Annotated in this window: 27 protein-coding genes and 1 pseudogene; 17 read left to right on the top strand and 11 right to left on the bottom strand. The window is 64.2% G+C overall.

All coding sequences use genetic code 11. The features are described 5' to 3' along the window. Window positions 1–27 precede the first annotated feature (27 nt). Window positions 28–1,245, top strand: coding sequence for a hydroxymethylglutaryl-CoA reductase (NADPH) (gene hmgA, locus G9C82_RS06030; protein WP_127013611.1), 1,218 nt, complete (start codon window positions 28–30; stop codon window positions 1,243–1,245). 24 nt (window positions 1,246–1,269) lie between these two features. Here hmgA and G9C82_RS06025 read toward each other — a convergent pair whose 3' ends face one another. Together G9C82_RS06025 and G9C82_RS06020 are read right to left on the bottom strand one after the other, a co-directional pair. After that, the gene (locus tag G9C82_RS06025) at window positions 1,270–1,620 is read right to left on the bottom strand and encodes a hypothetical protein (RefSeq protein ID WP_004963847.1); all 351 of its coding nucleotides are present in this window, start codon (window positions 1,618–1,620) and stop codon (window positions 1,270–1,272) included. Next, entirely contained in the window at window positions 1,617–2,141 is a 525-nt protein-coding gene (locus G9C82_RS06020; RefSeq protein WP_004963843.1) for a DUF5817 domain-containing protein, read from the bottom strand. Before G9C82_RS06020 ends, G9C82_RS06025 begins: the two co-directional genes overlap by 4 nt. A gap of 92 nt (window positions 2,142–2,233) precedes the next feature. Here G9C82_RS06020 and G9C82_RS06015 point away from each other — a divergent pair, with 92 nt between their 5' ends. Both G9C82_RS06015 and G9C82_RS06010 read left to right on the top strand, forming a co-directional pair. Then, the gene (locus G9C82_RS06015) at window positions 2,234–2,572 is read left to right on the top strand and encodes a cupin domain-containing protein (RefSeq protein ID WP_004963841.1); all 339 of its coding nucleotides are present in this window, start codon (window positions 2,234–2,236) and stop codon (window positions 2,570–2,572) included. Between the two features lie 37 nt (window positions 2,573–2,609). Continuing rightward, complete coding sequence (locus tag G9C82_RS06010) at window positions 2,610–3,407, top strand: hypothetical protein (protein ID WP_127013610.1); 798 nt, start codon at window positions 2,610–2,612, stop codon at window positions 3,405–3,407. Between the two features lie 21 nt (window positions 3,408–3,428). Here G9C82_RS06010 and G9C82_RS06005 read toward each other — a convergent pair whose 3' ends face one another. Further along, window positions 3,429–3,653: a hypothetical protein gene (locus tag G9C82_RS06005; RefSeq protein ID WP_004963836.1), complete on the bottom strand. Its 225-nt coding sequence runs from the start codon at window positions 3,651–3,653 to the stop codon at window positions 3,429–3,431. Window positions 3,654–3,734: 81 nt separating this feature from the next. Here G9C82_RS06005 and G9C82_RS06000 point away from each other — a divergent pair, with 81 nt between their 5' ends. Beyond that, complete coding sequence (locus G9C82_RS06000) at window positions 3,735–3,962, top strand: hypothetical protein (protein WP_007189053.1); 228 nt, start codon at window positions 3,735–3,737, stop codon at window positions 3,960–3,962. 197 nt (window positions 3,963–4,159) lie between these two features. Here the strand turns inward: G9C82_RS06000 and icd are convergent, their stop codons facing one another. Continuing rightward, window positions 4,160–5,422 (bottom strand): isocitrate dehydrogenase (NADP(+)), encoded by a 1,263-nt coding sequence (gene icd / locus G9C82_RS05995; protein WP_004963830.1) that lies wholly within the window; start codon window positions 5,420–5,422, stop codon window positions 4,160–4,162. Between the two features lie 150 nt (window positions 5,423–5,572). On the opposite strand from icd, the gene G9C82_RS05990 reads away from it, so the two are divergent. Both G9C82_RS05990 and map read left to right on the top strand, forming a co-directional pair. Continuing rightward, on the top strand, window positions 5,573–6,415 hold the full coding sequence (locus tag G9C82_RS05990) for an isoaspartyl peptidase/L-asparaginase (protein WP_049939112.1): 843 nt from the start codon (window positions 5,573–5,575) through the stop codon (window positions 6,413–6,415). A 42-nt stretch (window positions 6,416–6,457) separates the two neighbouring features. Then, window positions 6,458–7,354 (top strand): type II methionyl aminopeptidase, encoded by an 897-nt coding sequence (gene map / locus G9C82_RS05985; protein WP_004963823.1) that lies wholly within the window; start codon window positions 6,458–6,460, stop codon window positions 7,352–7,354. A 166-nt stretch (window positions 7,355–7,520) separates the two neighbouring features. On the opposite strand, the gene G9C82_RS20690 is transcribed toward map, so the two are convergent. Next, complete coding sequence (locus G9C82_RS20690; RefSeq protein ID WP_004518623.1) at window positions 7,521–7,718, bottom strand: hypothetical protein; 198 nt, start codon at window positions 7,716–7,718, stop codon at window positions 7,521–7,523. Window positions 7,719–7,961: 243 nt separating this feature from the next. On the opposite strand from G9C82_RS20690, the gene G9C82_RS05975 reads away from it, so the two are divergent. The 4 genes and pseudogenes from G9C82_RS05975 (at window position 7,962) to G9C82_RS05960 (ending at window position 10,900) form a co-directional block, all read left to right on the top strand. Further along, complete coding sequence (locus tag G9C82_RS05975; protein ID WP_127013609.1) at window positions 7,962–8,498, top strand: HIT domain-containing protein; 537 nt, start codon at window positions 7,962–7,964, stop codon at window positions 8,496–8,498. A gap of 133 nt (window positions 8,499–8,631) precedes the next feature. Next, window positions 8,632–9,519: pseudogene (locus G9C82_RS05970) on the top strand (ubiquinol-cytochrome c reductase iron-sulfur subunit). Window positions 9,520–9,565: 46 nt separating this feature from the next. Next, a complete protein-coding gene (locus G9C82_RS05965; RefSeq protein WP_127013608.1) occupies window positions 9,566–10,480 on the top strand; it encodes a cation diffusion facilitator family transporter in 915 nt (304 codons plus the stop codon). 33 nt (window positions 10,481–10,513) lie between these two features. Next, window positions 10,514–10,900, top strand: coding sequence for a DoxX family protein (locus G9C82_RS05960; RefSeq protein ID WP_004963811.1), 387 nt, complete (start codon window positions 10,514–10,516; stop codon window positions 10,898–10,900). Between the two features lie 37 nt (window positions 10,901–10,937). Here the strand turns inward: G9C82_RS05960 and G9C82_RS05955 are convergent, their stop codons facing one another. Further along, a complete protein-coding gene (locus G9C82_RS05955; protein WP_127013607.1) occupies window positions 10,938–12,221 on the bottom strand; it encodes a tRNA (N(6)-L-threonylcarbamoyladenosine(37)-C(2))-methylthiotransferase in 1,284 nt (427 codons plus the stop codon). 50 nt (window positions 12,222–12,271) lie between these two features. Next, window positions 12,272–12,967, bottom strand: coding sequence for a deoxyribose-phosphate aldolase (deoC, locus tag G9C82_RS05950; RefSeq protein WP_127013606.1), 696 nt, complete (start codon window positions 12,965–12,967; stop codon window positions 12,272–12,274). Between the two features lie 163 nt (window positions 12,968–13,130). On the opposite strand from deoC, the gene G9C82_RS05945 reads away from it, so the two are divergent. Beyond that, a complete protein-coding gene (locus G9C82_RS05945) occupies window positions 13,131–13,967 on the top strand; it encodes a DUF63 family protein (RefSeq protein WP_127013605.1) in 837 nt (278 codons plus the stop codon). Window positions 13,968–13,973: 6 nt separating this feature from the next. Here the strand turns inward: G9C82_RS05945 and G9C82_RS05940 are convergent, their stop codons facing one another. Next, entirely contained in the window at window positions 13,974–14,387 is a 414-nt protein-coding gene (locus G9C82_RS05940) for a hypothetical protein (protein WP_127013604.1), read from the bottom strand. 233 nt (window positions 14,388–14,620) lie between these two features. Here G9C82_RS05940 and G9C82_RS05935 point away from each other — a divergent pair, with 233 nt between their 5' ends. Further along, window positions 14,621–15,130 carry a hypothetical protein gene (locus G9C82_RS05935; protein WP_127013603.1) on the top strand — a complete coding sequence of 170 codons (510 nt, stop codon included), beginning with the start codon at window positions 14,621–14,623 and terminating at the stop codon, window positions 15,128–15,130. A gap of 1 nt (window position 15,131) precedes the next feature. Here G9C82_RS05935 and G9C82_RS05930 read toward each other — a convergent pair whose 3' ends face one another. Next, window positions 15,132–15,353, bottom strand: a complete 222-nt coding sequence (locus G9C82_RS05930) for a hypothetical protein (RefSeq protein WP_004963795.1) — start codon at window positions 15,351–15,353, stop codon at window positions 15,132–15,134. A gap of 86 nt (window positions 15,354–15,439) precedes the next feature. Between G9C82_RS05930 and G9C82_RS05925 the strand changes: the two genes are divergently transcribed. Both G9C82_RS05925 and G9C82_RS05920 read left to right on the top strand, forming a co-directional pair. After that, window positions 15,440–16,165, top strand: coding sequence for a nucleoside phosphorylase (locus tag G9C82_RS05925; protein WP_007189044.1), 726 nt, complete (start codon window positions 15,440–15,442; stop codon window positions 16,163–16,165). A gap of 117 nt (window positions 16,166–16,282) precedes the next feature. Then, complete coding sequence (locus G9C82_RS05920) at window positions 16,283–17,797, top strand: HPP family protein (protein WP_121303716.1); 1,515 nt, start codon at window positions 16,283–16,285, stop codon at window positions 17,795–17,797. Here G9C82_RS05920 and G9C82_RS05915 read toward each other — a convergent pair. After that, a complete protein-coding gene (locus G9C82_RS05915; protein WP_127013602.1) occupies window positions 17,794–19,002 on the bottom strand; it encodes an NAD-binding protein in 1,209 nt (402 codons plus the stop codon). The genes G9C82_RS05920 and G9C82_RS05915 overlap by 4 nt on opposite strands. 29 nt (window positions 19,003–19,031) lie before the next feature. Between G9C82_RS05915 and G9C82_RS05910 the strand changes: the two genes are divergently transcribed. The 3 genes from G9C82_RS05910 (at window position 19,032) to G9C82_RS05900 (ending at window position 22,530) form a co-directional block, all read left to right on the top strand. After that, window positions 19,032–20,312 carry a potassium channel family protein gene (locus tag G9C82_RS05910; protein WP_127013601.1) on the top strand — a complete coding sequence of 427 codons (1,281 nt, stop codon included), beginning with the start codon at window positions 19,032–19,034 and terminating at the stop codon, window positions 20,310–20,312. Beyond that, window positions 20,309–22,129: a TrkA C-terminal domain-containing protein gene (locus tag G9C82_RS05905; protein ID WP_127013600.1), complete on the top strand. Its 1,821-nt coding sequence runs from the start codon at window positions 20,309–20,311 to the stop codon at window positions 22,127–22,129. The genes G9C82_RS05910 and G9C82_RS05905 overlap by 4 nt, the downstream gene beginning before the upstream one ends. A 122-nt stretch (window positions 22,130–22,251) precedes the next feature. Then, window positions 22,252–22,530, top strand: a complete 279-nt coding sequence (locus G9C82_RS05900) for a ubiquitin-like small modifier protein 1 (protein ID WP_004963775.1) — start codon at window positions 22,252–22,254, stop codon at window positions 22,528–22,530. Between the two features lie 18 nt (window positions 22,531–22,548). Here the strand turns inward: G9C82_RS05900 and G9C82_RS05895 are convergent, their stop codons facing one another. Beyond that, complete coding sequence (locus G9C82_RS05895; protein ID WP_127013599.1) at window positions 22,549–24,204, bottom strand: histidine kinase N-terminal 7TM domain-containing protein; 1,656 nt, start codon at window positions 24,202–24,204, stop codon at window positions 22,549–22,551. Window positions 24,205–24,243: the final 39 nt, after the last annotated feature.

Genomic DNA, 24,243 nt, shown 5'->3' with positions numbered 1-24,243 from the left:
AGGAGTCCCGAAGCCACACCGGTCAGTATGACCGACTCCGACGTCGTTGCGCTCGCAGAGCGCGTTCGTGACGGTGAGTTGCGGCTCTACGAACTGGAAGACCACGCCGAGCCCGACGTTGCGGCGGCGGCCCGCAGACACCTGCTGGCCGAGGAGACCGACACGGACCTCTCTGCGGTCGGCGACTACACGTTCGACGCCGCCGACGCCGAGAGCAACATCGAGAACATGGTCGGCGCGGCGCAGGTCCCGATGGGCGTCGTCGGCCCGCTGCCCGTCGACGGTGGAGCCGCTGACGGCGACCACCACCTCCCGCTGGCGACCAGCGAGGGCGCGCTGCTGGCCTCGGTTAACCGCGGCGTCTCGACCATCCGCAACGCTGGCGGCGCGACCGCCCGCGTCCTCAAATCCGGAATGACCCGCGCGCCGGTGTTCCGCGTCGAGGACGTGGCTGAGGCGGGCGAGGTGTCGGCCTGGGTCCGCGAACACGTCGATGTCCTCGCCGACGCCGCCGAATCAACGACGAGCCACGGCGAGCTACAGGACGTGACACCCTACGTCGTCGGCGACAGCGTCTTCCTGCGCTTTTCTTACGACACCAAAGACGCGATGGGGATGAACATGGCGACCATCGCAACAGAGGCGGCCTGCGATGTCGTCGAGACCGAGACGCCGGCCGACCTCGTGGCGCTCTCGGGCAACCTCTGTTCGGATAAAAAGCCCGCTGCCATCAACGCCGTCGAGGGGCGTGGTCGCACCGTCGCCGCGGACGTGTTGATTCCCCATGAGCAGGTCGAGGACCGACTCGATACGACCTCCGACGCCATCGTCGAGGCCAACACCCGAAAGAACCTCGTCGGCTCCGCAAAGGCCGGTGCGTTAGGATTCAACGCTCACGCCGCCAACGTCGTCGCCGCCGCCTTCCTCGCGCTCGGGCAGGATATGGCACAGGTCGTCGAAGGGAGCAACGCTATCACGACGGTCGACGCCCGCGAGGACGGCCTGTACGCCTCGGTCACCATCGCATCGCTGGAGGTCGGGACCGTCGGCGGCGGGACGGGCCTGCCAACCCAGTCCGAAGCGCTGGACGTGCTGGGGTACAGCGGTGGCGGCGACCCCGCCGGGAGCAACGCCGACGCGCTCGCCGAAGTTATTGCCGCCGGCGCGCTGGCCGGCGAACTCTCTTTGCTTGCGGCGCTGTCCTCGCGCCACCTCTCCTCGGCGCACGCTGACCTCGGGCGGTAGTCCCGGCTTCGGGACGGTCTGTCATCACTGCCGGCTCTGACTCACCAGAAAGCCGGCACCCGCAACGAGCACGACGACGCCGGCGAGCAGGAGTGCTTCCTCGCCCAACAACGGACCGAGCACGAGCAGCGCCCACGCGACGGCGAAGACACCGTGTGCGATGGCGAACAGCCGGCGGCCCCGGCGAGCGAACACGACCGTGCCCAGCGCGAACCCGAGCGTGAGAACGACCGCCGAGAGCGCAACCGTGCTCACCCGCAACGAGCCGACTGCGACGGGTTCGACGACTGGCGTGAGCAAGAACAGCAGTCCCGAGAGACCGACGAGCGTCCCGACTGCGACCGGTCCGGGCTCGAAATCCAGTGTTGCGGTCATAGCAGCCGGTAGTGCCCCCGACTCTCCGATGCCTCGCCGGCACGAACCAGCTTTTTCAACGCCTTCCGGGTGTACGACGCCGGGACGCCACGCTCCTCGGCGTAGCCCACGATATCGTCTTCGGTCGGCTCATCCAGTGCCCGCAACGCGTTCGTGACCGTCTCCTTACGGCTCGACCCGCCCGTCGCTCCCTGTTCGGCGCGGTCGGCAGCCGCCGACACGGCGTCGGTGTCCACCCCCGAATCTTCGAGATACGTCTTGTCGTCCACGCCCGCGTCGTCGACCTGCCGCTCCATCTCGGCGTAGGAGTCCAACTCTGCGAAGGCGTCGCCCTCCCCTTGGCGGTTCGCAAGCATCGACGCCCGAACCTCTCGGGCGTGGGCCTCGTCGTCCGTCTCGACGAACTTCCGACGCTTCTCGTGTTTGCGGCGCGTGCCACACCGCGGGCACTGGGTCGTCTCCGGTCGCCCCTCGGTGACCCACAGCGCGCTGCACTCACTACACCCGACGACCGCGTACATACCTCCCCGTCAGGGCCGGACGGTACTGAACCCACCGACGTCCGATGCCGGGGGACGAAGGCTTAGGTGCGGTGGACATGACATAGCTGAGCATGGAAGAAGTACCACAGGCGGCCTGTGAGACAGTCGAAGCAGTCGACGGCGTGCACCTGACACAGATGGCCGTCGGAGAGGAGATGAGCGTCCAGCAGTTTCATATCGAACCCGGCGCGGCCGTCCCGGAACACAGCCACCGCCACGAGCAGGTCGGCTACGTTGTGAAAGGGACCTTTACCTTCCACGTCAACGGCGAGGAGTACGTCATCGGCCCCGGGGACTCCTACGTGGTCCCGAGCGAGGAACCACACGAGGCGCGCAACGACGGCGAGGAGCCGGTCCGTGGTATCGACGTGTTTAGTCCGCCGAGGCCGAATCCGGACTGGCAGGACTAACCACAACTGTTTGAGTCCTCCGGCCGTATGGTAACCAATGACGCGAGCAGTGGTTGCTATCGTGACGCTCGCGCTCGTACTCGCCGGCTGTTCTGGGTTCGTCCAGCAAGACAGTCCCGAGACGGTCACGCCGGCAACGGTGCCGACCGACGGGGTCGGGTATCCGCCGGGCGTGAGCGACGACGCAGTGGTTCCGTCAACGCTGGCCAGCACCCACGAGCGGACGCTTGCGACGACGAATTACACGCTGGTCACTCGCCAGTGGGTCACTGACAGCAACGGGACAGTACTCCGGCGGTCCAACCACACCCGCTACGTCGCGGTGAACAAGACGACGTACGCAGGTCGGTTCCGACAGAACGGCACGGAGTTGAACACGTTCACCACCCGCATTGACTACTGGACTAACGGTTCCATCGTTGCGGCCCAGTACGACGAGCGAGTGAACCGCCGCAGCCAGGTCAAGTGGTCTGTCCGCGACGACGGCCCGGTCTCGGACCTCTCGGAGCGCCGGACGATACGTGGCGTCGGAGAAGCCGTCGCTCTCTCCGTTGCAGACCGAAGTGACAGCGGCGTCGTCCTCGTCGGCACCCGCTTTCGGAACCCTGACAGACTCAACACACCGCTGTTCGTGAGCGACCCCCGCAACGTCTCCGTCCGACTTCGCGTCAATCACGATGGCACCGTTTCCGCGTTTCGGCTGGCCTTCGATGCTAAACGGAGCGACCGACAGGTTCGTGTCACCCAAGAGATGCGGCTCCGACACATCGGGTCGACGACAGTGAGACAGCCGGAGTGGGTCGAAAATACAACTCAGCGGTCGCTTCAGGACTAAGAGTCTGCCTGCAGCGAACACTCAGGCGCTGCCGAGCGCGGGAAACACTCGCCGCGATGCGAGGGTATAGCCGGCGTACAGGAGGACCAGGCCCATGTACACCTCCCAGGTAGCGAACGCGGAGACGCCGCCGGACAGGTCGGCGAGAGCGGCCTGTTCGGTGAGTGCCCCGCCAACGGTTAGCCCGGCTGCGAGCAGCGTCGAGAGCAGGAGTTCAAGTAGCTCTGGAATCGATTCTGAGACCATGTGTGCCCAGATATCATTCCGAACGCGTTTGTAGCTCTTTCGATCCGAGAGAGCTTAGTAGGTCCACGAGGACGGACCTGTATGAGTCAAAACTGGAACGCGGACTACGCGACACTCGCGAAGCGCGGGTTCATGCTCGGGGCAGGGCTGTTCCTCCTCGGCATCGCGGGCGAAGTCGCCGGAAGCGCCGTTCTCGGGACGCTCCCCGCCTGGGGCGACACCCTGCTAGTCGACATGGAAATGCTCGGTATTCTCGTCGGACTTCTCTCGCCGCTCGTGTTTGGCGTAGTTATGCCGCTGACCGAGTAACGCCTCTCGGACGGCTGTGCTGCATAAGAAACGCAACTCCCAAGAGATAGCGCTATTCTCCAAATGATACTCGCCTGTGTCGTCACTTTCGGGCTGTAACGCGCACTAAAAATGCAGAGTTCGGGTGGTCAGCGCGACTCGCTTATGCGAGCTTCTCGATGTTCTGGCGGCTTTGCCGCCAGAGCCCAGAAACTTGCTTACGCAAGTTTCTCGATGTTTTCGACGACCTTCTCGGCGAACTCGCTGGTGGCGAGCTTCGTACCGCCTTCGATCTGGCGTTCGAGGTCGTAGGTGACGTTGCCAGAGGAGATGGTCTCCTCGACGGCGTCACGAACGAGCTGGCCGGCGTCCTTCCAGCCCATGTATTCGAGCATGAGGCGGCCGGAGAGGATCATTGCGGTCGGGTTGACCTTGTCCTCGCCGGCGTACTTCGGCGCGGAGCCGTGGACCGGCTCTGCGAGACAGCGGGCCGAACCGAAGTTCGCACCGGGGGCGATGCCGAGGCCGCCGATCTGTGCGCCGGCAGCGTCGGACATGTAGTCCCCGTTGAGGTTCATCGTCGCGATGACGTCGTACTCGTCGGTACGGGTCAGGAGCTGCTGGAGCATGTTGTCGGCGATGCGGTCGTTAACGACCAGTGAGTCCTCGGGCGCCTCGCCGTCGTACTCGTCCCACAGCTCGTCCTCGGTGATGACGTGCTCGCCGTACTCCTCTTCGGCGACCTCGTAGCCCCAGTCACGGAAGGCTCCCTCAGTGAACTTCATGATATTGCCCTTGTGGACCAGCGTGACGCTGTCGCGGTCCTCTTCGAGGGCGTAGTCGATGGCCTCACGGACGAGGCGCTTGGTCCCGAACTCGGTGATCGGCTTGACGCCGATGCCGACCGGGCCGTCGTGGATGGTCTCGTCGAAGTTCATCTCGTCCTCGACGAACTCCTTGACCTCCTCGACTTCGTCGGTGCCGGCCTCCCACTCGATGCCGGCGTAGACGTCCTCGGTGTTCTCCCGGAAGGTGACCATGTCCATCTCCTCGGGGTCTTTGACCGGTGACGGGACGCCCTCGATGTGATAGGTCGGGCGAACGTTCGCGTAGAGGTCGAGCGTCTTGCGAAGTGCGACGTTCAGCGAGCGGAAGCCAGCGCCGACCGGTGTCGTTAGCGGGCCCTTGATAGCGACGTTGAACTCTTTGATGGCCTCGACGGTGTCATCAGGGAGGTTCTCGTCGTACTTGTCTCGGGCGGACTGGCCGGCGTAGATGCGCATCCAAGAGATGTCACGACCGGTTGCGTTCGCGGCGGCTTCGAGCACCTTCTGTGCGGCCGGACCCACGTCGGTCCCGATACCGTCCCCGTGGATGATAGGGATAATCGGGTTTTCCGGAACGTCGAGTTCGTCGTCCTCCGTGACCTGAATCTGCTGTCCCTCGTCGGGAACCTCCACTTTGTCGTAATCGTAGCCCATATTCCGCCAATTGACAGTCGCCCCTAAAGGCGTGCCGCTTTCCCTCAGACGTGGTAACACAGTGCGTAAAGAAAGGGCACGACCGCACGCCAGCACGTCACTATCGCAATGGTCGGAGGTGATATGCCTTTCGTGTGTCAACGGGTCCGCATGCACGTCATCGTCCACGGCGGCGCGGGCAGTCCACCAGAGTCACCGGCCACCCGACAGAAAACGCTTACCGATGCCGCTGAACAGGCAACGGAGGCGGCGCGTCCGATGGGCGCGGTGCTGGCCGCGCTTCGGCCACTTGAATCAGACCCAGCATTCAATGCCGGCGTCGGTGGGGCAATCCAGAGCGACGGCGAAGTCCGGACTGACGCTGGACTGATGACCGACGACGGCGGGGTCGGAGCGGCGTGTGCAATGTCTGGCGTTGTACACGCCGCGGATGTAGCCCATACTGTGGCAACTGAGACGCCACACGTCCTCCTTGCCGGCGACGAGGCCGTTGAGTTCGCGGCTGGCACAGGTGTCGAAACCGGCCGGGACCTCACGACTGCAGAGACGCGACAGCGATACGAGCGCGCGGACCCGCCCGACGGTGGCCCCGCTGACCACCTCGACTGGGTCCGTGAGCATTTCAGCGGCACTGACACCGTCGGCGCGGTTGCGACCGACGGGGACCGGCTTGCGGCGGCGACATCGACCGCCGGGCGCTGGTTCGCGCTGGCCGGTCGAGTCGGCGATGTGCCACAGGTTGGGGCCGGCTTCTACGCGGACGGCCGCGGTGGTGCGAGCGCGACCGGCGAAGGGGAGGCTATCGCCCGGTTCGGGGTGGCTCGCCGCGCTGTCGAACTACTGGACACGTACGGCCCGAAACAGGCCGCCGAAGAAGCCATCGCCGAGTTCGAGGACGCGACCGGTGGACGTGCCGGCGTCATCGTTCTCGACCACGCCGGCCATACCGGGGCCGAACGGAACACCGCCGCAATGCAGACCGCGACGAAATAGCAGAGGGAAACCCCTTTGCCCGCCACCGACTAACCGGCGTGCATGACTGACGTGGACTTCGATTCCGAGCAGTACGAGAAATGCCGCGAAGCGGGCGAAATTCTAGCACAGGTACGCGACGAGGCGGCCGAACGCGTTGAGGTGGGCGTCTCTCACCTCGAAGTCGCACAGTGGGCCGAGGACAAGATCCGGGAACTGGGCGGCAAGCCGGCGTTCCCGGTGAACATCTCTATCGACGAGGAGGCCGCTCACGCTACTCCCGAGCGCGACGACGACGCGACGTTCGGCGAAGAGATGGTCAACCTCGACATCGGCGTCCACGTCGATGGGTGGCTCGCCGACACCGCCGTGACGGTCGACCTCTCCGGGCAGGACGAACTCGCCAAAGCCCCCGAAGAGGCCTTGGACGCCGCGCTGGACGTTGCCGGCCCGGGTGTTGATGTGGGCCAGATCGGCGCAGCCGTCGAGGAGGTCATCGAAGGGTACGGCTACAACCCCGTCGTGAATCTCACCGGCCACGGACTCGGTCACTGGGAACAGCACACGTCGCCGAACATCCCGAACCGCGAAGTGGCACAGGGTGCGACGCTCGACGTGGGTGACGTGGTCGCTATCGAGCCGTTCGCCACCGACGGCCGCGGCAAAGTGCAGGAAGGGGCTGACGAGGAGATTTTCGCCCTCGAACGGGAAGGATCAGTCCGGAACCGGCAGGCCCGACAGGTCCTCGAACAGATCACCGATGAGTACCGAACACTGCCGTTCGCCGCCCGCTGGCTCGACTCGCCGCGAGCGGAGATGGCGCTTCGCCGCCTGAAACAGCAGGATATCGTCCACGGCTACCCCGTACTCAAAGAGCAGGACGGCGCGTACGTCAGCCAGAAGGAGCACACCGTCATCATCACTGAGGACGGCTGTGAAGTAACGACGCGCTCGCGGTAACGCGACACCGACTTCGAACCCGCTGGGTGATACCGGACTACTGTTTTCGAGTCCCGTCAGCCGCATCACTATGTGGTTCGTGTGAAAGGGTGGGGTGGGGGTGTGTAGCCACGCAGTCGGAGACCGCGTGGCGTACGGAAAGGGTGGGGTGGGGGGTGTGGGATGGTTAAGCGTTGTTCATCCGTGTCGACGTGGTTGTCCCACAGATTTGACACTCGCTAACTCGATACGGCTCTCGGGAAAACGCCGCGTTTTCGCGTTTATCGGATTCTGTCTGTATCTGGACACGCACGGCGTGCGGTGTCTCACGGTCACACGTCGAACAGTGTTCGGCCATGTCAACGCCGTCGTTTATCGCTGCCATCCCGTCTGATACAAGCCGGGTAGAGAGTATAAAAACCACCATCAGTTCTGGTCCGTTTAGCACTGTTTATCGCCAGACGGCAGTCGATTTCTGCCGAAGGCGACCTTAGGTTCGCCGAGAATGTTTAAAAGCCGTCCTGAGCCCACAAAACCCGTTCAGCTTGCGTGAACGGCCAACACTTTTATATACTACATTCGCGGTATCGGTCATATCGTTTTTGCTGGTGGGTCGACAACTGGCGGTATGGACAAGGTGTTTGCGCCGTGGCGCATCGAGTGGGTCGAACGCGAAAAGACGGACCCTGATGTCGACTGCGTGTTCTGTGCGTTTCAGGCACAGGACGACGACCGGGCGAACAACCTCGTGGCGCGAAGCGACCACGCCTTTGTCCTCCTGAACAACTACCCGTACAACCCCGGACACGTGATGGTTATTCCCCATACCCACACCGGCGAGTACGGCGACCTCGACGACGAAACCCTGCTCGACCACGCCCGACTGAAACAGCGGACCTTCGACGCTCTGGAGACGGCGTTGTCCCCGGACGCGTTCAACGCAGGGCTGAATCTCGGCGGCTCGGCGGCCGGCGGCTCGATTGACGACCACCTCCACACCCACGTCGTGCCGCGGTGGAACGGCGACACCAACTTTATGCCGGTCATCAGTGATACGAAAGTCATCGTCGAGGCTGTCGAAGAGACGTACGACCGGCTCTACGCTGCGTTCGCGTCACAGGACGGAACGACCGCTCCGGAGGACGGAGCTGTCCGAATCGAGTAGCTCTGGCCGTCCCGGCCGTACCGACCGAGATGCCGTCTTCGTCTGTAGCGATGCGGTGAAACAGCCGATTTCCGGTAGCTGAAAAGCATCGGGTGGGCCTTTTTCAGTGGCTGCCAAACTGTCGCATGGTCCTATGACGCAAGAAAGCCCTCCAAATCACGGCCAGCGTGACAAGTACCCAGCTCCGTCCGGTCGCCGCCGCTTCGTCAAAGGACTGGTCGGCGCCAGTGCGCTGTCAGGGGTGACGACTGTCGGCGGCCTCGCAGTCGACGCAACGACCGACCAAGGTGGCGTCGGTGGCGGTACCGTGTCCTATGTCGGCATCCGGAATATCGCTGGCCCAGCGAACCGGCCGATGCCGATTGTCCCCTTGGAGATATCCGATGGCGCACTCCGCGGGATGTGGCCGTCCGTATCAGAAGTGACAGCGGGCGGTGATACCTTCCGTCTCGCCAGGGGTGAACTGGGCGGCGTGACGTACTCTCAGCAGTGGTTCCAGTACTGCGGGCTCGAAGTCGCCCCGGGACTCGAACCGGACCCCGAGCGCGACGGGTTTCTCAGGTCGAAGACGACGTATGACTGGCAATCTGACCTGCCCGATGGAGAGAAACTCCGTGTCGAGCACTTCGAGAACTACGAGTCGTGAGGAAACAACATCGGTAGCGACGGTCTCGGCAAGCCAGCGGTCGCGACCTGGCGTTCACAGGGCGAGGACGTCAAGGAGATTCAGGTTCAGGTGCTCCGGACACCCGCTGTCTCGAAGATGGTCGCCGGTGAAGACGAGTATGCTGACCTCGCCGGTGAGATACGTGACTTTCTGGACGCGGCCACTGCCGAGGATTTCATCGCATGGGTGAACCGCTGTACGCACCTCTGCTGTAATCCCGGGTACAAAAAAACGTCTGGAAGCGCGAAATTCGAGGCCGCCGACAAGGTGTACTGTAACTGCCACCAGTCGGTATACGACCCGTTTTCGCCAGCGATGGCAACCTTCGCGTCTCGGCCTCGGCCACAGGAGTAGCTCAGTGTCGAAGCGGCTTTGACGGCGGCCCAACAACGGAGGGGCAATGTCACGCCGCACGACGCTCAGGCGAGTCGGCCTGCTCGTTCTCGGCGTCAACCTTCTCCTCGTGCTGCTGAAAGCCGGCGTCTGGCTCACTACCGGAAGCTTCGCCGTCCAGTCCGAGGCGGTCAACAGCGCCGCTGACACCGCCTACTCGCTGGTCATCGTTGCCGGGCTGTACCTGACGACGCGCCCGCCTGACTTCGAGCACCCCCACGGCCACGAACGCATCGAGCCGTTCGTCTCGCTGTTCGTTGCCGCGGGTATCTTCGCCGCTGGCGGGTTCGTCCTCTGGAACGCCGGGACTGCCCTGCTGACCGGGAACGTCTCGGTAACACAGGGGCCAGCCGCCGTGCTCGTGCTCGCCTTCTCGGCCGTCGCGAAGTACGCCCTCTACCGCTACTGTCTCCGCGCGGGCACGGACCGTAACTCCCCGGCGCTCATTGCGACGGCGAAGGACAACCGCAACGACATCCTCACTGCGGGAGCGGCGCTGGTCGGTGTCGCCGGTGCAATGGCCGGTTACCCCATCGCCGACCCGCTGGCCGCACTCGTCGTCGCCATCGGCATCATCTACACCGGCATCGAGGTCGTACAGGAAAACGTCACCTATCTCGTTGGCGGCGCACCACCGGAGGACCTCCGGCGCGAAATCCTCCGTCGCGCGCTGGACCACCCGAAGGTCAGCGGCGCACATGACGTTATCGCCCACTACGTCGGCCCTGAAATCGACGTGAGCCTCCACATCGAGGTGGAAGGTGACCTGACGCTGTTTGAGGCCCACGACATCGAGACGGCGGTCATCAAATCAATCGAGGAGCTTCCGGAGGTCGACGACGCGTTCATTCACGTCGACCCGAAGGAACTCGGCGAGTGGAAAGACGACGAAGAAGTGGAACGACTCGCTGACTTGGAGTGACGTTTTAATAGCTGTCGTGCCATGCGATAGCATATGGGTGACGACTCATCACGTAGCTGGCTTGCACTTGGACGACTGTTGTTCGGCCTTGGCGTGGCCCTTCAGGCCGCTGAGGACTTCCGGGACATGGAAGACGCTATTGAGTACGCTGAGTCGGCGGGTGTCCCCGCGCCAGACTTGCTGGCCCCGCTGGCCTCAGGGATGATGCTGGTCGGCGGGCTCGGGACGGCATTCTGGCGGCTTCCCCGTGTTTCGACCGGTGCCGTCGCCACGTTCCTTGCCGTCGTGACCCCGACGATGCACGACTTCTGGAACGCTGACCCGGACGATCAGAGCGGCGAGCGTCTGGCTTTCTTCGGGAACCTTGCGATGTTCGGCGGAGCGGTAACGTTCCTTCGCAAAGCCTACAGTGGCGACTGAGCGGCTGGTCAGTCCTGACTGAAAATGTGGGGACCCGTCAGTCCGCTATCTGGGCCCGCTCGATTGGCTCGCCGAAGGCGTACACGGTGTTGTGGCTCGTGATCTCCACGTCGACCGTGTCGCCGATTTCGAGGCCGCGCTCCTGTGCGTCGGCGATGACGACCTGCCGGTAGGCCTCGTCGTAGCCCACCAGCGACTCGTCGGTGCCGTCCTCGACGAGCAACACCGAGGACGTGTGGCCGACCATCTCCTCGTAGGCCTCGGCCATCAGTTCCATCTTCGCCTCGCTCATCTCCTTCGAGCGGTCCTTCTTCGTCTGGCCGCCGAGCCCCTTCATGTCGGCGGCGTCGGTCCCGGGCCGCTTCGAGAAGCGCGTGACGTTGATCTTCTCGGGCCGGGTCTCGCGCAGCAGCGCCATCGACTCCTCGTGGTCGGCCGGCTCCTCGGTCGGGAAGCCGACGATGAAGTCCGTCGACAGCGTCCAGTAGTCCAGATGGTCGTCCAGCGTCTCGACGACCTCCAGATACTCCGAGACGGCGTGCTGGCGGCGCATATCGGCCAGCACGTCGTCACTGCCGGACTGGACCGGCGCGTGGATGAAGTTGTACAGTTCGTCGTGCTTGGCGAACACCCGGGCCAGTTCCTCGCGGACGCCGTGGAGGCCCTTCGGGTTCGCCATGCCGACGCGTACCCGGAAGTCACCGTCGATGTCGGAGCAGATGCGGTCGAGTAGCTCCGGCAGCAGGCTCGTCCCCTTGTTCGTGTCCCAGCCGTAGACGCCGGTGTCCTGACCCGTGATACGGATTTCCTTCGCGCCGGCGTGGACGAGTGCGCGGGCCTTCTCGACGTTCTCCTCGACCGACGGCGACTCGATTCGCCCGGTCGCCTGCTTGGTGATGCAGTAGGAGCAGTCCGACATACACCCCCGTGCGATGGGAAGGATACCAACGACGCCGTTGAGCACCGTTTCGGTGTCCGGCGTGATTGTCGGGCACTCGCCGTTGAGGACGTACTGGGGCACGTCGTCCCAGTGGAGTACCTCCGCGTCGATGTCGGCGCTCTGGAACTCCTCGCCCTGCGCGAGCGCCATACAGCCCGTGATGACGAGGTCGGCCGGCGTTTCTTTGTCGAGTTCTTTGGCCCGTGCGAGCATGTTCCGCTCGGTTTTCTCAAGCACCGTACAGGTGTTGAGAATCGCTACGTCAGCCGACTCCGGCCCGTCGGCGGGGTGGTGCCCGCCCTCCCGGAGCGCTTGCTCGATCTGCTGGGTCTCACCTCTGTTCGAGGTGCACCCGTACGTCTCGACGTGATACCGGGCCATTCATCCAGACACTATCGCCAGGACGGCAAAAGGGCGACGGATTGGACCGGTCAGTAGCCGTCGGTTGTGTCCGCGTCGTCACGGTCTATCTCTGGTTCGGGCGGGGTCTGGCCCTCCGTCTCCGCCTGCCACTCCCGGACGATAGTACCGCCGCTGGAGGCCCCGATTCGCTCGGCACCGGCCTCGAACATCGCTTCGGCGTCGGCCCACGACCCGACGCCACCACTGGCTTTCACCGGGAGGTACGTGCTGAGGATCTCTACGTCGTGGACTGTCGCGCCGCCATCGCTGAACCCCGTCGCGGTCTTGAGGTACGCGGCGTCAGCGTCTGCGACCAGTTGGCCGACCCGTTCGAGTTCGTCGTCAGAGAGCAGCGGCGCTTCGACGATGACCTTCACCGGAACCGGGACGCTGGCAACGACTTCGGTGATGTGGTCCCGGACGGCATCGTCCTCGCCGGCCTTGAGCAAGCCTATGTTGCACACCATATCCAGCTCCTCGGCTCCGGCGTCCCAGGCCAGTTTGGCCGCCTGACAGACGCTGTCGGTCTGTCCCTGGCCGTGAGGGAAGTCGATAACGGCCGTGAGCGGGACGTTCGCGTACTCGGTCGCAAGCGGGAGCGCCCACGGGGGAATGCATGCTCGCATGCCGTACTGTAGCGCCTCGTCGAGGCAGGTTCGTACGTCGTCTGGTGTCGTCGTCGGCCCAAGGACCGTATGTTCGATGCGGTCTGGAATGTCGTCCATACCGCGGGGTGACACGCGGTGTCTACGTAAAGACGGCGGGCGGCAGGCGATGGGGGGCTACTGTCTTCCTGTCCTCGCTGTTCGGTGGTTGCCGCTCAGGCTGTGATGACCACGGCCGGTCTCGTTCGGAAGGTTTTCCCTCGTCGGCGTCGGCGTGAGGGACATGGTACTGCCTTCGGGGTTAGCGCTCCCGCCGCTTGAGTACACTGTGGCGCTGCTTGCGGGCACACTTGTGGTGACAGCGCTGTTGTACGCCCTCGAACCACCGATCGACCAGCGAACCGTGGTCGCCCTGACGCCATGGATGGCACTCGGCGGCGCACTCCACGCGTTCCACCAGCCGCCGATAGAGGCCTACCGACCTGTGGTCGCGCCGCTGTTTGGCGCACCGGCGGTGTACCTCACGACCTTCGTCACGCTCGGCGTCGTCTGGATCGTGCTGGCGCTGTTTAGCGTCCGGCGCGGCCACAGCGAGACGATATCGCGTAATCTGGGGTACATCGGTGTCGGGCTCCTGACGGTGTTGCTCGTCATCGCCGTCGTGATGGCACTGGAGTCCGGCCTGCTGGGGCTCATCTGGCCCACCATTGCTGTCGTCGTCGCAGCTGTCGTCACCGCGGTAACGGTGCTTGCGGTCGCGCTGTGGCGGACACCGGTCGTGGTTCGGATGCGCTATGCGGCCCCGACGGTCGTATTCGCGCATATGCTCGACGGCGTCTCGACGGCGGTTGGCGCTGACGTTATCGGCATCACGGAACGAACGCCGATCCCGGCCCGAATCATGGAGTTCGCCGGCACACTCCCGACGGCCCCGTATCTCGGCAAAGGCTGGCTGTTCGTGTTCGTCAAACTCCTTGTGGCGGTTGCAGTTGTCTTCCTGCTGGACGACTACCTCGAAGAGGACCCCATCGAAGCGAGTCTCCTGCTCGCGCTCGTGACCGCCGTCGGCATCGGCCCGGCTACGAATAACATCGTCCTGTTCCTGTTCAGCCCGGTCTGAGTGGGACTACTCTGCCACCGAATCGCCGAGTCCCTCCTGCCGTTCCCGTTCGAGCCGCTGACATCCGAACACGAGCGAGTCCGGAACGTCCGTCGCGTTCGACTGTAGTGATTCGAACACGGTAGCCACCTCATTGAACCGCGGGCCGCGACCAGCAACCAGTGGCTCGATCTCCCACGTAATGAACTCATTGTCGGACAGCATCGGCAGATGACAGTGGTACAGCTCCCGCCGAAGGACCGCGGGATCCTGCGGGACGTTGGGGTTTACAGCACTCTCGGGGAGGGCGACTGTCTCGTCAGGCTGGGCATCCAACAACGCGACGATGAGCTGTCGCCGCGGCTCGACGGTAACAGCCTTGAAAACTTCGTCCCAGCGTCTGATCACCTGCTTCCCGTTCTGATAGCGCTGCTGTGTCATGGTGTAACTTGCAATATGTTTCTGCACGACGACATATATACTATCGTGGTGTACTATATTGAGTGAATTGAACTCTGACGATGATCGCTCCGAGACGACACTGCCGCGGATGCTGCAACAGGCTTGCTGGCGCTCGGTGAGACACCCGGTGCAACTCTCCTGATAGCGGGCCGTTCTGGCCTCGGACCCGTTCTTGGAACTGTCCCGCTGTGCCTCCACGGTCGCATGACACAATGCTCATTGGCACCGCGAGCAAGGGGAGACACGTGCTTGATTACCCCCTCACGCAGTGGGCGTTCGTCTGTGTCGTCGCCGGCGCGGTCGTCGGCCTGTTGTTGAACATCCCGATGGTGACACAGGACGGGGGGTACCTGCCGGCGTACGTTGCCGCGGCCGGACTCACCCGCACTGACCCGAGTGCAGTGAGTCGTCCCCTCGCCGTCGTCGTCCATCACGGCACCGCCCTCGTCGCGGCGCTGCTGTACAGCGCGGTTGTCGCTGGCCTCTCGTTCGTGCTTCCGACGGCGATCTCACTCAACGGCGTCCCGCTGATTCCACATACCATCGGTGCTGTGGGCATCTCCGCGTTCATCTACTACTTTTTCGCTCGCATCGCCATGCCTCGATTCGGTGGCAGTCTCCGAGACGACGCTGACGAGATCATCCAACAGTGGGCACTCACGGCGTTCATTTTCGGAGCGGCGCTTGCGCTGTTCATCCCAGTGCTCGTCACCTGGCTGTAAGCTACGTGTCCCGGACCCGCTTCGAGAGGTTTCTGTAGGCCCCGAGATACAGGAAGACGCTGGCAAGCAGCGCGAACGGGACGACGAGAGTCCACGAGGGGCCGTCCGGTGTTCCTGCGCCGACGGTATAGCCGGTCAGCAGTCCGAGGACGATTCCAGCGGCGATAGCGATACCCGCCGGCCCTCGCATCCGTCTGTCGAACAGCGAGATATTGTCTGCCATACATCCTCTCTGTTGGGCGTCCTACCTCACTGTTGCGACCGACGGGAATCCACTGACTACTAAATAGTTCCGTGCGACTGGCCTGTATGGCGAAACAACCCCATCTACTCGTCGAACCGGGTGACCTGACAGACATCGCGCTCGTGCCGGGCGACCCCGGACGCGTCGACCGCATTGCTGGCCTCTGTGACGACCACGAAGTCGTCGCGGAGAACCGCGAGTACAAACTCGTCAACGCGACCTATGAGGGCCGCGAACTGACGATCTGTTCGACCGGCATCGGTTCGCCGTCGACGGCCATCGCCGTCGAGGAACTCGAGGCGGTCGGCGTCGAGACGCTCATCCGCGTCGGGACGACCGGCGCGCTGCAGGAAGGCATCGAGATCGGCGACATGGTCGTCGCCAACGGCGCGGCCAAGGACGAGGGAACGTCCCAGCGCTACGAATCCAAGGCTGTCCCGGCCGTGCCGGACTACGACGTGCTCTCGTCGCTGGTCGACGCCGCCGAGGCGAACGACGAGGACGTTCACGTCGGCCCCATCGCCACGGACGACGCCTTCTACGCCGAGACGGATGAATACATCAACGACTGGGAGGCCGCCGGCCTGCTGGCCGTCGAGATGGAGGCCGCCGCGCTGTTCTCCCTGTGTCGCCGTAAGGGCCTGCGCTCAGGCGCTATCTGTACCGTCGACGGAAACCTCGTCGAGGGGACACAGAAGGGCGAAACCGAGGACGAGGAACTCCCAGAGAAAGCCAAGAACAACGTCGAGCGCGCCATCGAAATCAGTCTGACGGCGGCCGCGTCGCTGTAGGCGTCGGAGTGACTGTCTCTTTGAGAGCCGCCGACGGTGCTATCGAACCGGAATGCGCGGCCGCTCGCGCCGCGCTCCGGCGGAGGGCTTAACAGACGCTCTCCCGTGGGAAACTGTATGCTCGACCAGTTCCGGAAGCGACTCCGTGCGGCGGCAAGGCGACTCCGGCGGGTCGAGCGCCGCGAACTACAGGACTTCAGACGCTGGGCCGAGGTGACTGAAAACCTTGTCCACCTTTCGATGCTGGTGTTCGTCCCGCTTGCTATCGTGCTGGTGACGACGCTGGCAAACGCCGTCCCACGACTGAGTTTCCTGCTGTTTCCGCCGCTCGCAGCGGGGTCGTACACGCTGTTCGTCGACCCGACGAGCAAGTACTCCGACCCGAAGCGGTTCGTCGCGGGGCTCACCATCGGCGCGGTCTGTGGACTGGGCGCACTTGCCGTTTCGAACAGTTACCTCACAGCGCCGGGCGGCCAGTTCGGCGTCAACGCGCTCGGTGCCGGCCTGGCCGTCTTTGCGACTGGCGTTGTCACATGGCCGCTGGACATCGAGGAGCCGTCGTCGTACTCCACCGCCCTGCTGGCGCTGCTGGTCGAACCGAACCAGCGGGCGACGTTCGTTGCTAGCATCTTCCTCGCCAGTGTACTTGTGGCGGTCCTCTTTATCATCTGGCGCGAGCAGTTCTACGAGCAGCGAGCGACGTACCTGTACGAGTCGATGTCCGGTGACGACCACGTGCTGGTCCCGATGCGTGGCGACTCGGCAGGACAGACAGCGATGCTGGGCGCACGGCTCGCGGCCGCCCACGAAGCCGGAAAAGTCGTCCTGCTCGACATGGTTGCAGACAGCGACGCCGCCACGACCAAGCAATCGCTCACGCGGGACACGATACAGCTCGATATCCGGTCAGAAAATGGCTCAGAGTCGCCGCCAGCCCGGACCCGCCTCATCGGCGATGGCGGTGACCCGGCCACTGCGGGGGTGTCGCCCGACAAGACTGACCTCGAAGCGGAGGTCGACTGGCTGGAGACCCACGCCGACCGAATCGAGACGCGAACGGGCGTGTCCTGCCAGGTCGTCGTTGCGAGCGACGATGGCTCGCCGGCCAAGACGACGCTGCAAACCGCGGCCGAAACCAACTGTGACCTCATCGTCGCGCCCTACGAGAGCCAACACGGAGCGCTGACGCCGTATCTGCAGCGGCTGTTTCGAAGCAAGAGCGATATTGTCGTCCATCGGTCCCGGAGCGACCGGACCCGCTGGAAACAGGTCATCGTCCCCGTCCGGTCCGTCAGCGATGTAGCCCACAACATGGTCGACTTCGCAACGCGACTGGCCGGTCGGAGCGGGCGGGTCGCCGTCGCAACCTGTATCGGTTCTCGCGGGGACCGCCGCCGGGCCGAAGAGATGCTTGCGGACCTCATCGAACCGTACGAGGGCGCGTTCGAGACAAGGGTTCCGCGGACAAGCATCCAGACGTTTCTGTCCGATACTGCATCGCAATACGACCTCGTCATGATCGGAGCAAGCCGTGACCGGAGCAAGGCGTCGCGGTTCATTTCGCCACCGACGTTCGAACGACTGGAGGACGTGGAAACAGACATCGCTATCGTCGACCGCGGCCGGGCCTAGATATCTGCGTCGTCCTCGTCGTTCACATCGAGCAGGTGGTCGGCGATATTTTCCATCCCCTCCCGGCCCAGCGCCGACTGGACGATGAGGTGGCCACCCAGCACTGCCGGGCTGATGACCGTGTCCGCGCCCGCTCGTCGGAGTTTCTCGATGTTCTCGCGGTCGGTCGCCGCAGCGACGATGTTAACCTCGGGGTTGAGCGTCTGTGCCGTCAGTATCGCTAGCGCGTCCTGTGCGTCGTCGTTCGTCGCTGCGACGACCGCCACAGCGTCCTCGATACCGGCCCGTTGCATGGGTTCCTCGTCACTCGGGTCCGCAGTCAGGACGGCGATATCCTGTTGCTGGAGCCGTGTCGCTGTCTCCGTGTCCGGCGTGATGACCACGAAATCGATTGCGCCGGTCAGTTCTTCGATAATCGGTTCCGTCAGGTCGCCGTGGCCGAGCACCAGTACGTGGTTCTCGAGCAAGTCCAGTTGTGCGTCAGTCATGTTTCCGAGTGCCTCCGAAAGCCGCTTCTCGATTGCCGGGCCCAGCAGCGACCCAAGCGCGATGGCGAAACTGGCCGTCCCGAGGACGACCACGGACATCCCGAATAGTTTCGCCTGCTGGCTCTGTGGGGTCACGTCGCCGTACCCGACGGTACTGGCCGTGACCAGTGTGTAGTAGAACGCATCGGTCACTGTCGAGAGATTAGTGAAATCGTCCCGGAGCGCGTACGAGCCCGCCGTTCCGTACATAAGCGAACCGAGGAGTGCCGCGCCAGCGGCCAGTTGCGCTGTCGAGAGGTCGATTGGTCGGTCGAACCGCCGCCGGTTCAGCAACATTGCCGGGAGCGAAATCAGCGAGAGCACCACGAGCGGAATCGACACCGCCGAACTCGGCACGGGGCCGACGAACGGAAGCGTCACCGCCGAGTTCTGTACCAGCCCCTGAACCGCCGCCACGGGCAGTAAGACGATGGTCGCGTACCACGCGATTCGCAGGCGGCGTCGGAGTCCGACGACGCTAACGAGTAGCGTGAATCCGGTGAGCGCACCGGTAAATCCGGCGGTACGCTGGATGCTTCGCGGAATGAGGTCTCCGAGCGGTCCGCTGATCGATACGGCACTGATGTTGACCACACCAGTGACGAACGACAGCACCGCCACAAGCACCGGCAAGAGGATTGTCGTGCGCGCTCCCAACCAGTTCCGCGGCCTGTCCATACCCATCCAGATTACAGCGGTCGGTGTAAATGTACTGTCCGCGGGCCGGAAGCGATTTACTACCGGCCACGCAGGATGTGGACATGGCTTCGCTCCCGGTCGAGGTGTTGATGGGGATCTATCTGGGGTTGTTGGTGGGAGTGATACCGGCGCTCGTGTCGTGGGCGCTGGGGTTCAGTTTCAAGTACTTTACCGGCATTACCGTGCCGGGGTTCGGTGTTGTCGTGCTGGCAATCGCACTTGCCGGCGTCAGCGGCGGCCTCATGGCACTGGCGGATAAGTCGATTACGCAGGCCCCTAACGCCGAGCGCATCATCACCGCAATCATTCTCGTGGGGATGGTGTCGCTGTACGCTCACAGCAAGGGCGACCAGCTTGGGGCGAACTTCCCGAAGCGGCTCTCCTTGCAGGGGCTCCGCGAGAAGAAACTCTCCGCCGATGTGGTCGAATTTGTCGGCGGCCGCGACGAAGTCCGTATTCGCATCGTCGGCGACGTGGCCGACATGGAAGGGTATCCTGCGCTTGCGGAGCCGCTCCGGGCCGAAATCCGCAGCGAGGAGTGGCGGTTCCCGGCCGACCTCCGCATCGGCGAACTCGAACGCCGGATGGAGGAGCGGCTGAAATCGGAGTTCGACCTCGGCGACGCCGCCGTCTCCATCGACGAGCAGGGGCGAGCGACGGTTGTCGCCGCGCCGCCGTTTTCGGGCCTGTCGAAGCGTGTGGGCGACAACCGTCACGCCGTTTCGGTGGACGCGCTGTTGCCGACCGGGCTGGCCCGAAACGATGAGGTGACAGTGCTGACTGAGGACGCACAAGTTCGGGGAACCGTCGTCAGTGCCCGGTCGACGCCGTCGGCCGACGAGACACCAGCCGAGACCCCGACGGAACCGGAAATCGCCGACTCCGAGACGCCCCCAACGCCGGTACAGGCACCGACGACTGACGGCGGCGAGGGCCGGCTCACGGTCGCCGTGACCCGGACGGACGTGCAACCACTCCTGCGGTCGGCTCAGCCAAAGGTCGTGGTCGAACCCCGCGGAACCCATCGGGAGTACGAACTTGTCTCCCTGCTCCGTCGGGCCGGAAGCCGGTTTCGCCGTCTCACAGTTCGCGCCGACGGCCCGCTTGACGGGACGACGCTCCGGGACGCCCACGTTCGGGAGGCCTACGACGTTGCCATCGTCGCTATCCGGACGCCGGACGGCTGGCAGGTCGCACCACGCGGCGACGCGGCCGTCGAAGCCGGCAACGAACTGTACGCGATTGGCCGCCGCACCGACCTTGATGCCTTCGTGGAGGCGGTCGCATGACGCCGCTCGGCGCGCCACTCCTCGCACAGATCGGTGCGAACCTGCAACTGGGGATAGTGTCACGAACGCTGGTTGAGGGCGTTGTCTGGCTCCTCGCCATTGCGGTCCTCGCCGCGACGCCGGCTGGTGCTATCGCCGTTTTCTACCGCTGGTACGTCCGGGAACGAATTCAGACCGGGCTGGCGCTCCTGTTCGGGCTGACTGCGGTTGTCCTCGTTATCGGCGCAACGACCGCGCTCAGCGAGGTTATCCTCGGTGACGAGGATGTGCTGGCGGCCGGTGTCGTCCTGTTGAATCTCGCTGCGTTCCTTGCCGGCGGCGTCGGAGCCTACGGTGGGATGCGCATTGGGGACCGGCTGGGCGTCGACCTCTTTGCCGCGACTGGCGGCCGGAACATCGACGCCGACGTGAGCGAGATCGTCCAGACCGTCGGTCGCGTCACGTCTGTTCGCCTTCCCGAGGATATCGACGACATCATCGGCTACGACCCGATGCCCGACGAGACTAAAGAGACACTTGCGAACCGCCGCTTTCTCTTCCCCCGGCGGCTGACAAAAGACGAACTCCGGGACCGGCTGGTTGGCCGGCTCAAGACCGACTACGGCGTCGGCCACGTGGACGTTGAACTGGCCGACGACGGCACCGTCGACTACCTTGCGGTCGGGTCGCGGGCGGCCGGTATCGGCCCGACGCTGCCGCCCTCGACGAACGCCGTCGCCATTCAGGCTGACCCGGCCCATGCTGCAAGCGCTGGCGATCTGGTTCAGGTCTGGGAGCAAGCGCCGGCGAAACGCGTGCTCACCGGCGAACTCCGGGGCGTCGCCGACGATGTGGTAACGGTCGCTATCGACGCCGCCGACACGCCGAAACTTGACCCGCAAACGCGGTACAAGCTCGTCACGCTCCCAGTGCAGGACCGCTCCGACCGAGAGTTCGCTTCGCTCCTCCGTGCGGCCGACGAGACGATGGGAACCGCCACTGTTGAACCGGGGAGCACGCTTGACGGCGCGCCGGTCGGCAGCCTGGCAGTCTCGGTGGTCGCGATCACCCGCGACGACACAGCACCGGAGACAATCCCATCCCGCGAACGCGTCCTCGCGGCCGGTGACACAATCTACGCAATCGCCACCCCGGACGCGCTGCGGCGGCTGGAACAGGCAACGGAGGGGACAGGCGAACCGGGCACGACGGCGGCTGTGACGGACGAACTGGGCAGCGATACTGATGGCGATGATGGCCAGTCAGGCGCGTCCGACGCTGTTGCCCGGAACGAGCAGACTGACGGGACGGAAGAACCGGCGGCTGATGCGACTGCTGCCACGGCTAACGACGGCGCTCCGAATGCCGACGCGACCGAGACTGAGGCTAATGACACGGCAAACGCTGATGCGGACACATCCACGGCCGACACCGCCGCTGCCGACGAGCCGACTGAGACCGCTGTTGAGGATGGGTCGGCGGCGACCAGCGATGGCGCGGATGCACCAGCAGACGCCGAAGCTGAAGCCATGGCGGACACTGCCGACAGCGACGACTCCCCGGACGACGACCCGCTAGAAGCACTCCGGAACACCGACATGGAAGAGCCAAGCGACGATCTGACTGCGGACGAGGCGTTCGACGACCTGCCGGCGGACGACGGCGACGACACTGTCGAGGTGTGGGACCCAGAAGAGCGAATCGCCGAGGCGGACGGCGAGCCGGCCGCCGACGAAGCCAACGACAGCGACTCGATAGCCTCTGAAGCGCCGACCGAGGACGGAGACGGCGAAGATGACGAATCAACTGCTGGTGACGATTCGGAGAAACCAAACTGAGGCGAGTATCGGTACTACCGGACACCCCGTCACAGACTGTCCCTCTCCTGCCTGCCCGAACGGGCCGGACCGGACACACCGTGGTCCGGAACCCTCTTTTGCCGGACGCTCGGAATACGGCTATGGAGTGGAAACTGTTCGCACACCTCCGGGACGCGGCTGACGGCCAGTCGGTCAGCGTCGATATTGAGGGGGACGCCACGGTCGAAACGGCGCTTGACGCGCTGCTTGCGACGCGACCGGCGCTCGCTGAGGAGGTGCTCGACGAGAACGAAGAGTTGGCCGACCACATCCGGGTGCTCGTCGACGGTGAAGACCCGTTCGCCGCCGGCGAAGGGCTGGCGACGGCAGTCGATGAGGAAACGGAACTGGCGCTGTTCCCGCCGGTCAGCGGCGGTTGAGACGGATCGTTGGCCGGGTCAGCTTTCCACCGGTCGCGCCACTGTCACGTTCGAGATGACGACGCGAACGCCGTCCTGATATTCAGTATCGAGTGTCACGTCCCAGCCGTGGGTCCGTGCAAGCATCCGCAAGTTCGGGAGCGTCATCCCGGCCGCGGCGTCCGGTATCGCGCCGCCGTACTCGAAAAAGGCCTCCGACGCTGTCTCGCCCGCCGGGGTCCCGTCGTCGGTGATGACGATCTCGTCGGCCTCCCGCGAAACGGTGACCATCGACGCGTCGTTGTGTGCCGCGAACGTGAACCCGCTCTCGAAGAGGTCCCGCAAGCGTGTCGGGTCGGCGATGACCTGTCCCTCCACGTCGGCCGCCATGGTGAGCCCGTCAGTGTCGGCACGGTCCCAGGCTCCTTCGACGACTGGCTGGAGGTCGACAGGCATTGTTTCGTCGATCGTCTGCCCATGTCGAGCCAGCGTCGCGAGTCCGTCGACGATTTCGGACATCCGGTCGGCTGTCTCAGACGTTGACTGGAGGGATTCCTTCGCCAAGTCGACGTCCCCGCGGTTCAGGGCGTCGCCGGCGGCGGAGACGCGGCCGGTGACTATCTGGAGCGTGTTCAGCAGTTCGTGTCTGATTGCAGTGGCGAACCCTTCCAATTGCTCGTTCTGCCGGTCAAGTTCGCGCCGACGCCGCTCGCTCTCGGTCACGTCGGTAAACACGAGCATCCGACCGATATCGACCTGGCCCAGTGAAAATGAGGTGTCGCTGACGAGGTAATACTCCGCTCCGCCACCTCGGTTTCGTTCGAGAATCTGCTCGTCCGTCTGCAGTATCTCCGTGACGGCCGGCAACACCGTCTCAAGATTCTGTCCGCGGCTCCCGGATAGTGCTGGGAAGAGCCGCTGTGCCTTGCCGTTTGACTCCTTGATGTGGCCGTCATCGTCGAGATACACCACAGCATCATCGACGCCGTCGGTCAACTGTACGGCGAGAAACGCTTCGTCGTACACGTAGAGGACACCGAACGCGAACAGTGCGACGCCAAGCGGTTCGTGGTTGATATCGAGCAGTATATCGCTGGTGTACCCGATGACGTCAAGCACCGCTGGGAGCGCCGTGACGCCGACGAGAACGCCCAGTGGGCGGGTGTCGTAGTCCGCTTCGAGGAACAGTTCGAACAGCATGAAGAAGCCGACGGTGACGAGCGCGTAGGAGAGCCCCGTCACCACCCAGTGAAACACGCCGTGTGTGACCGCCAGATGCGGGAACGGGTCGGCGACGAACTGCGTGGCGAAGTAGAGCCCATGAAACGGATTGGTCAGCTTTACGATGACGATACCGAGGTACGCGCCCACAGCGACCCCGCGGTACGACCTGTTCCGGTGGAAGGCCCGACCGGTGTACGCCGAACAGAAGTACAGCCACGCGCCGACCGTCGCAAGCCCGACGATGAGGCTGCCGAGGTAGAACGCGTACCCCAGCGTCCCGGGCGTGATCAGGAAGCCGAGCTCCAGCGCCGCCCAGCCACCGCTACAGACGAGGAGCCCGACCATCCCTCGGCGGGTATCGGGGTCTTCCATGCGAGTCGCTCTGTAGAGCCCGATACCACAACCGACCGCCGCGAGAGCGTACGCCGCGACATACGCAAGAAACGCTGGAGGGCTCCCGAACAAATTCATCTACCCATGATATGGGGAGTATTTCTATGAGTGTTGTGA

It is taken from the genome of Haloarcula sp. R1-2, from assembly GCF_011627385.1.
Lineage (GTDB): Archaea > Halobacteriota > Halobacteria > Halobacteriales > Haloarculaceae > Haloarcula > Haloarcula marismortui.
This window is presented reverse-complemented; position numbering and strand designations above follow the sequence as displayed.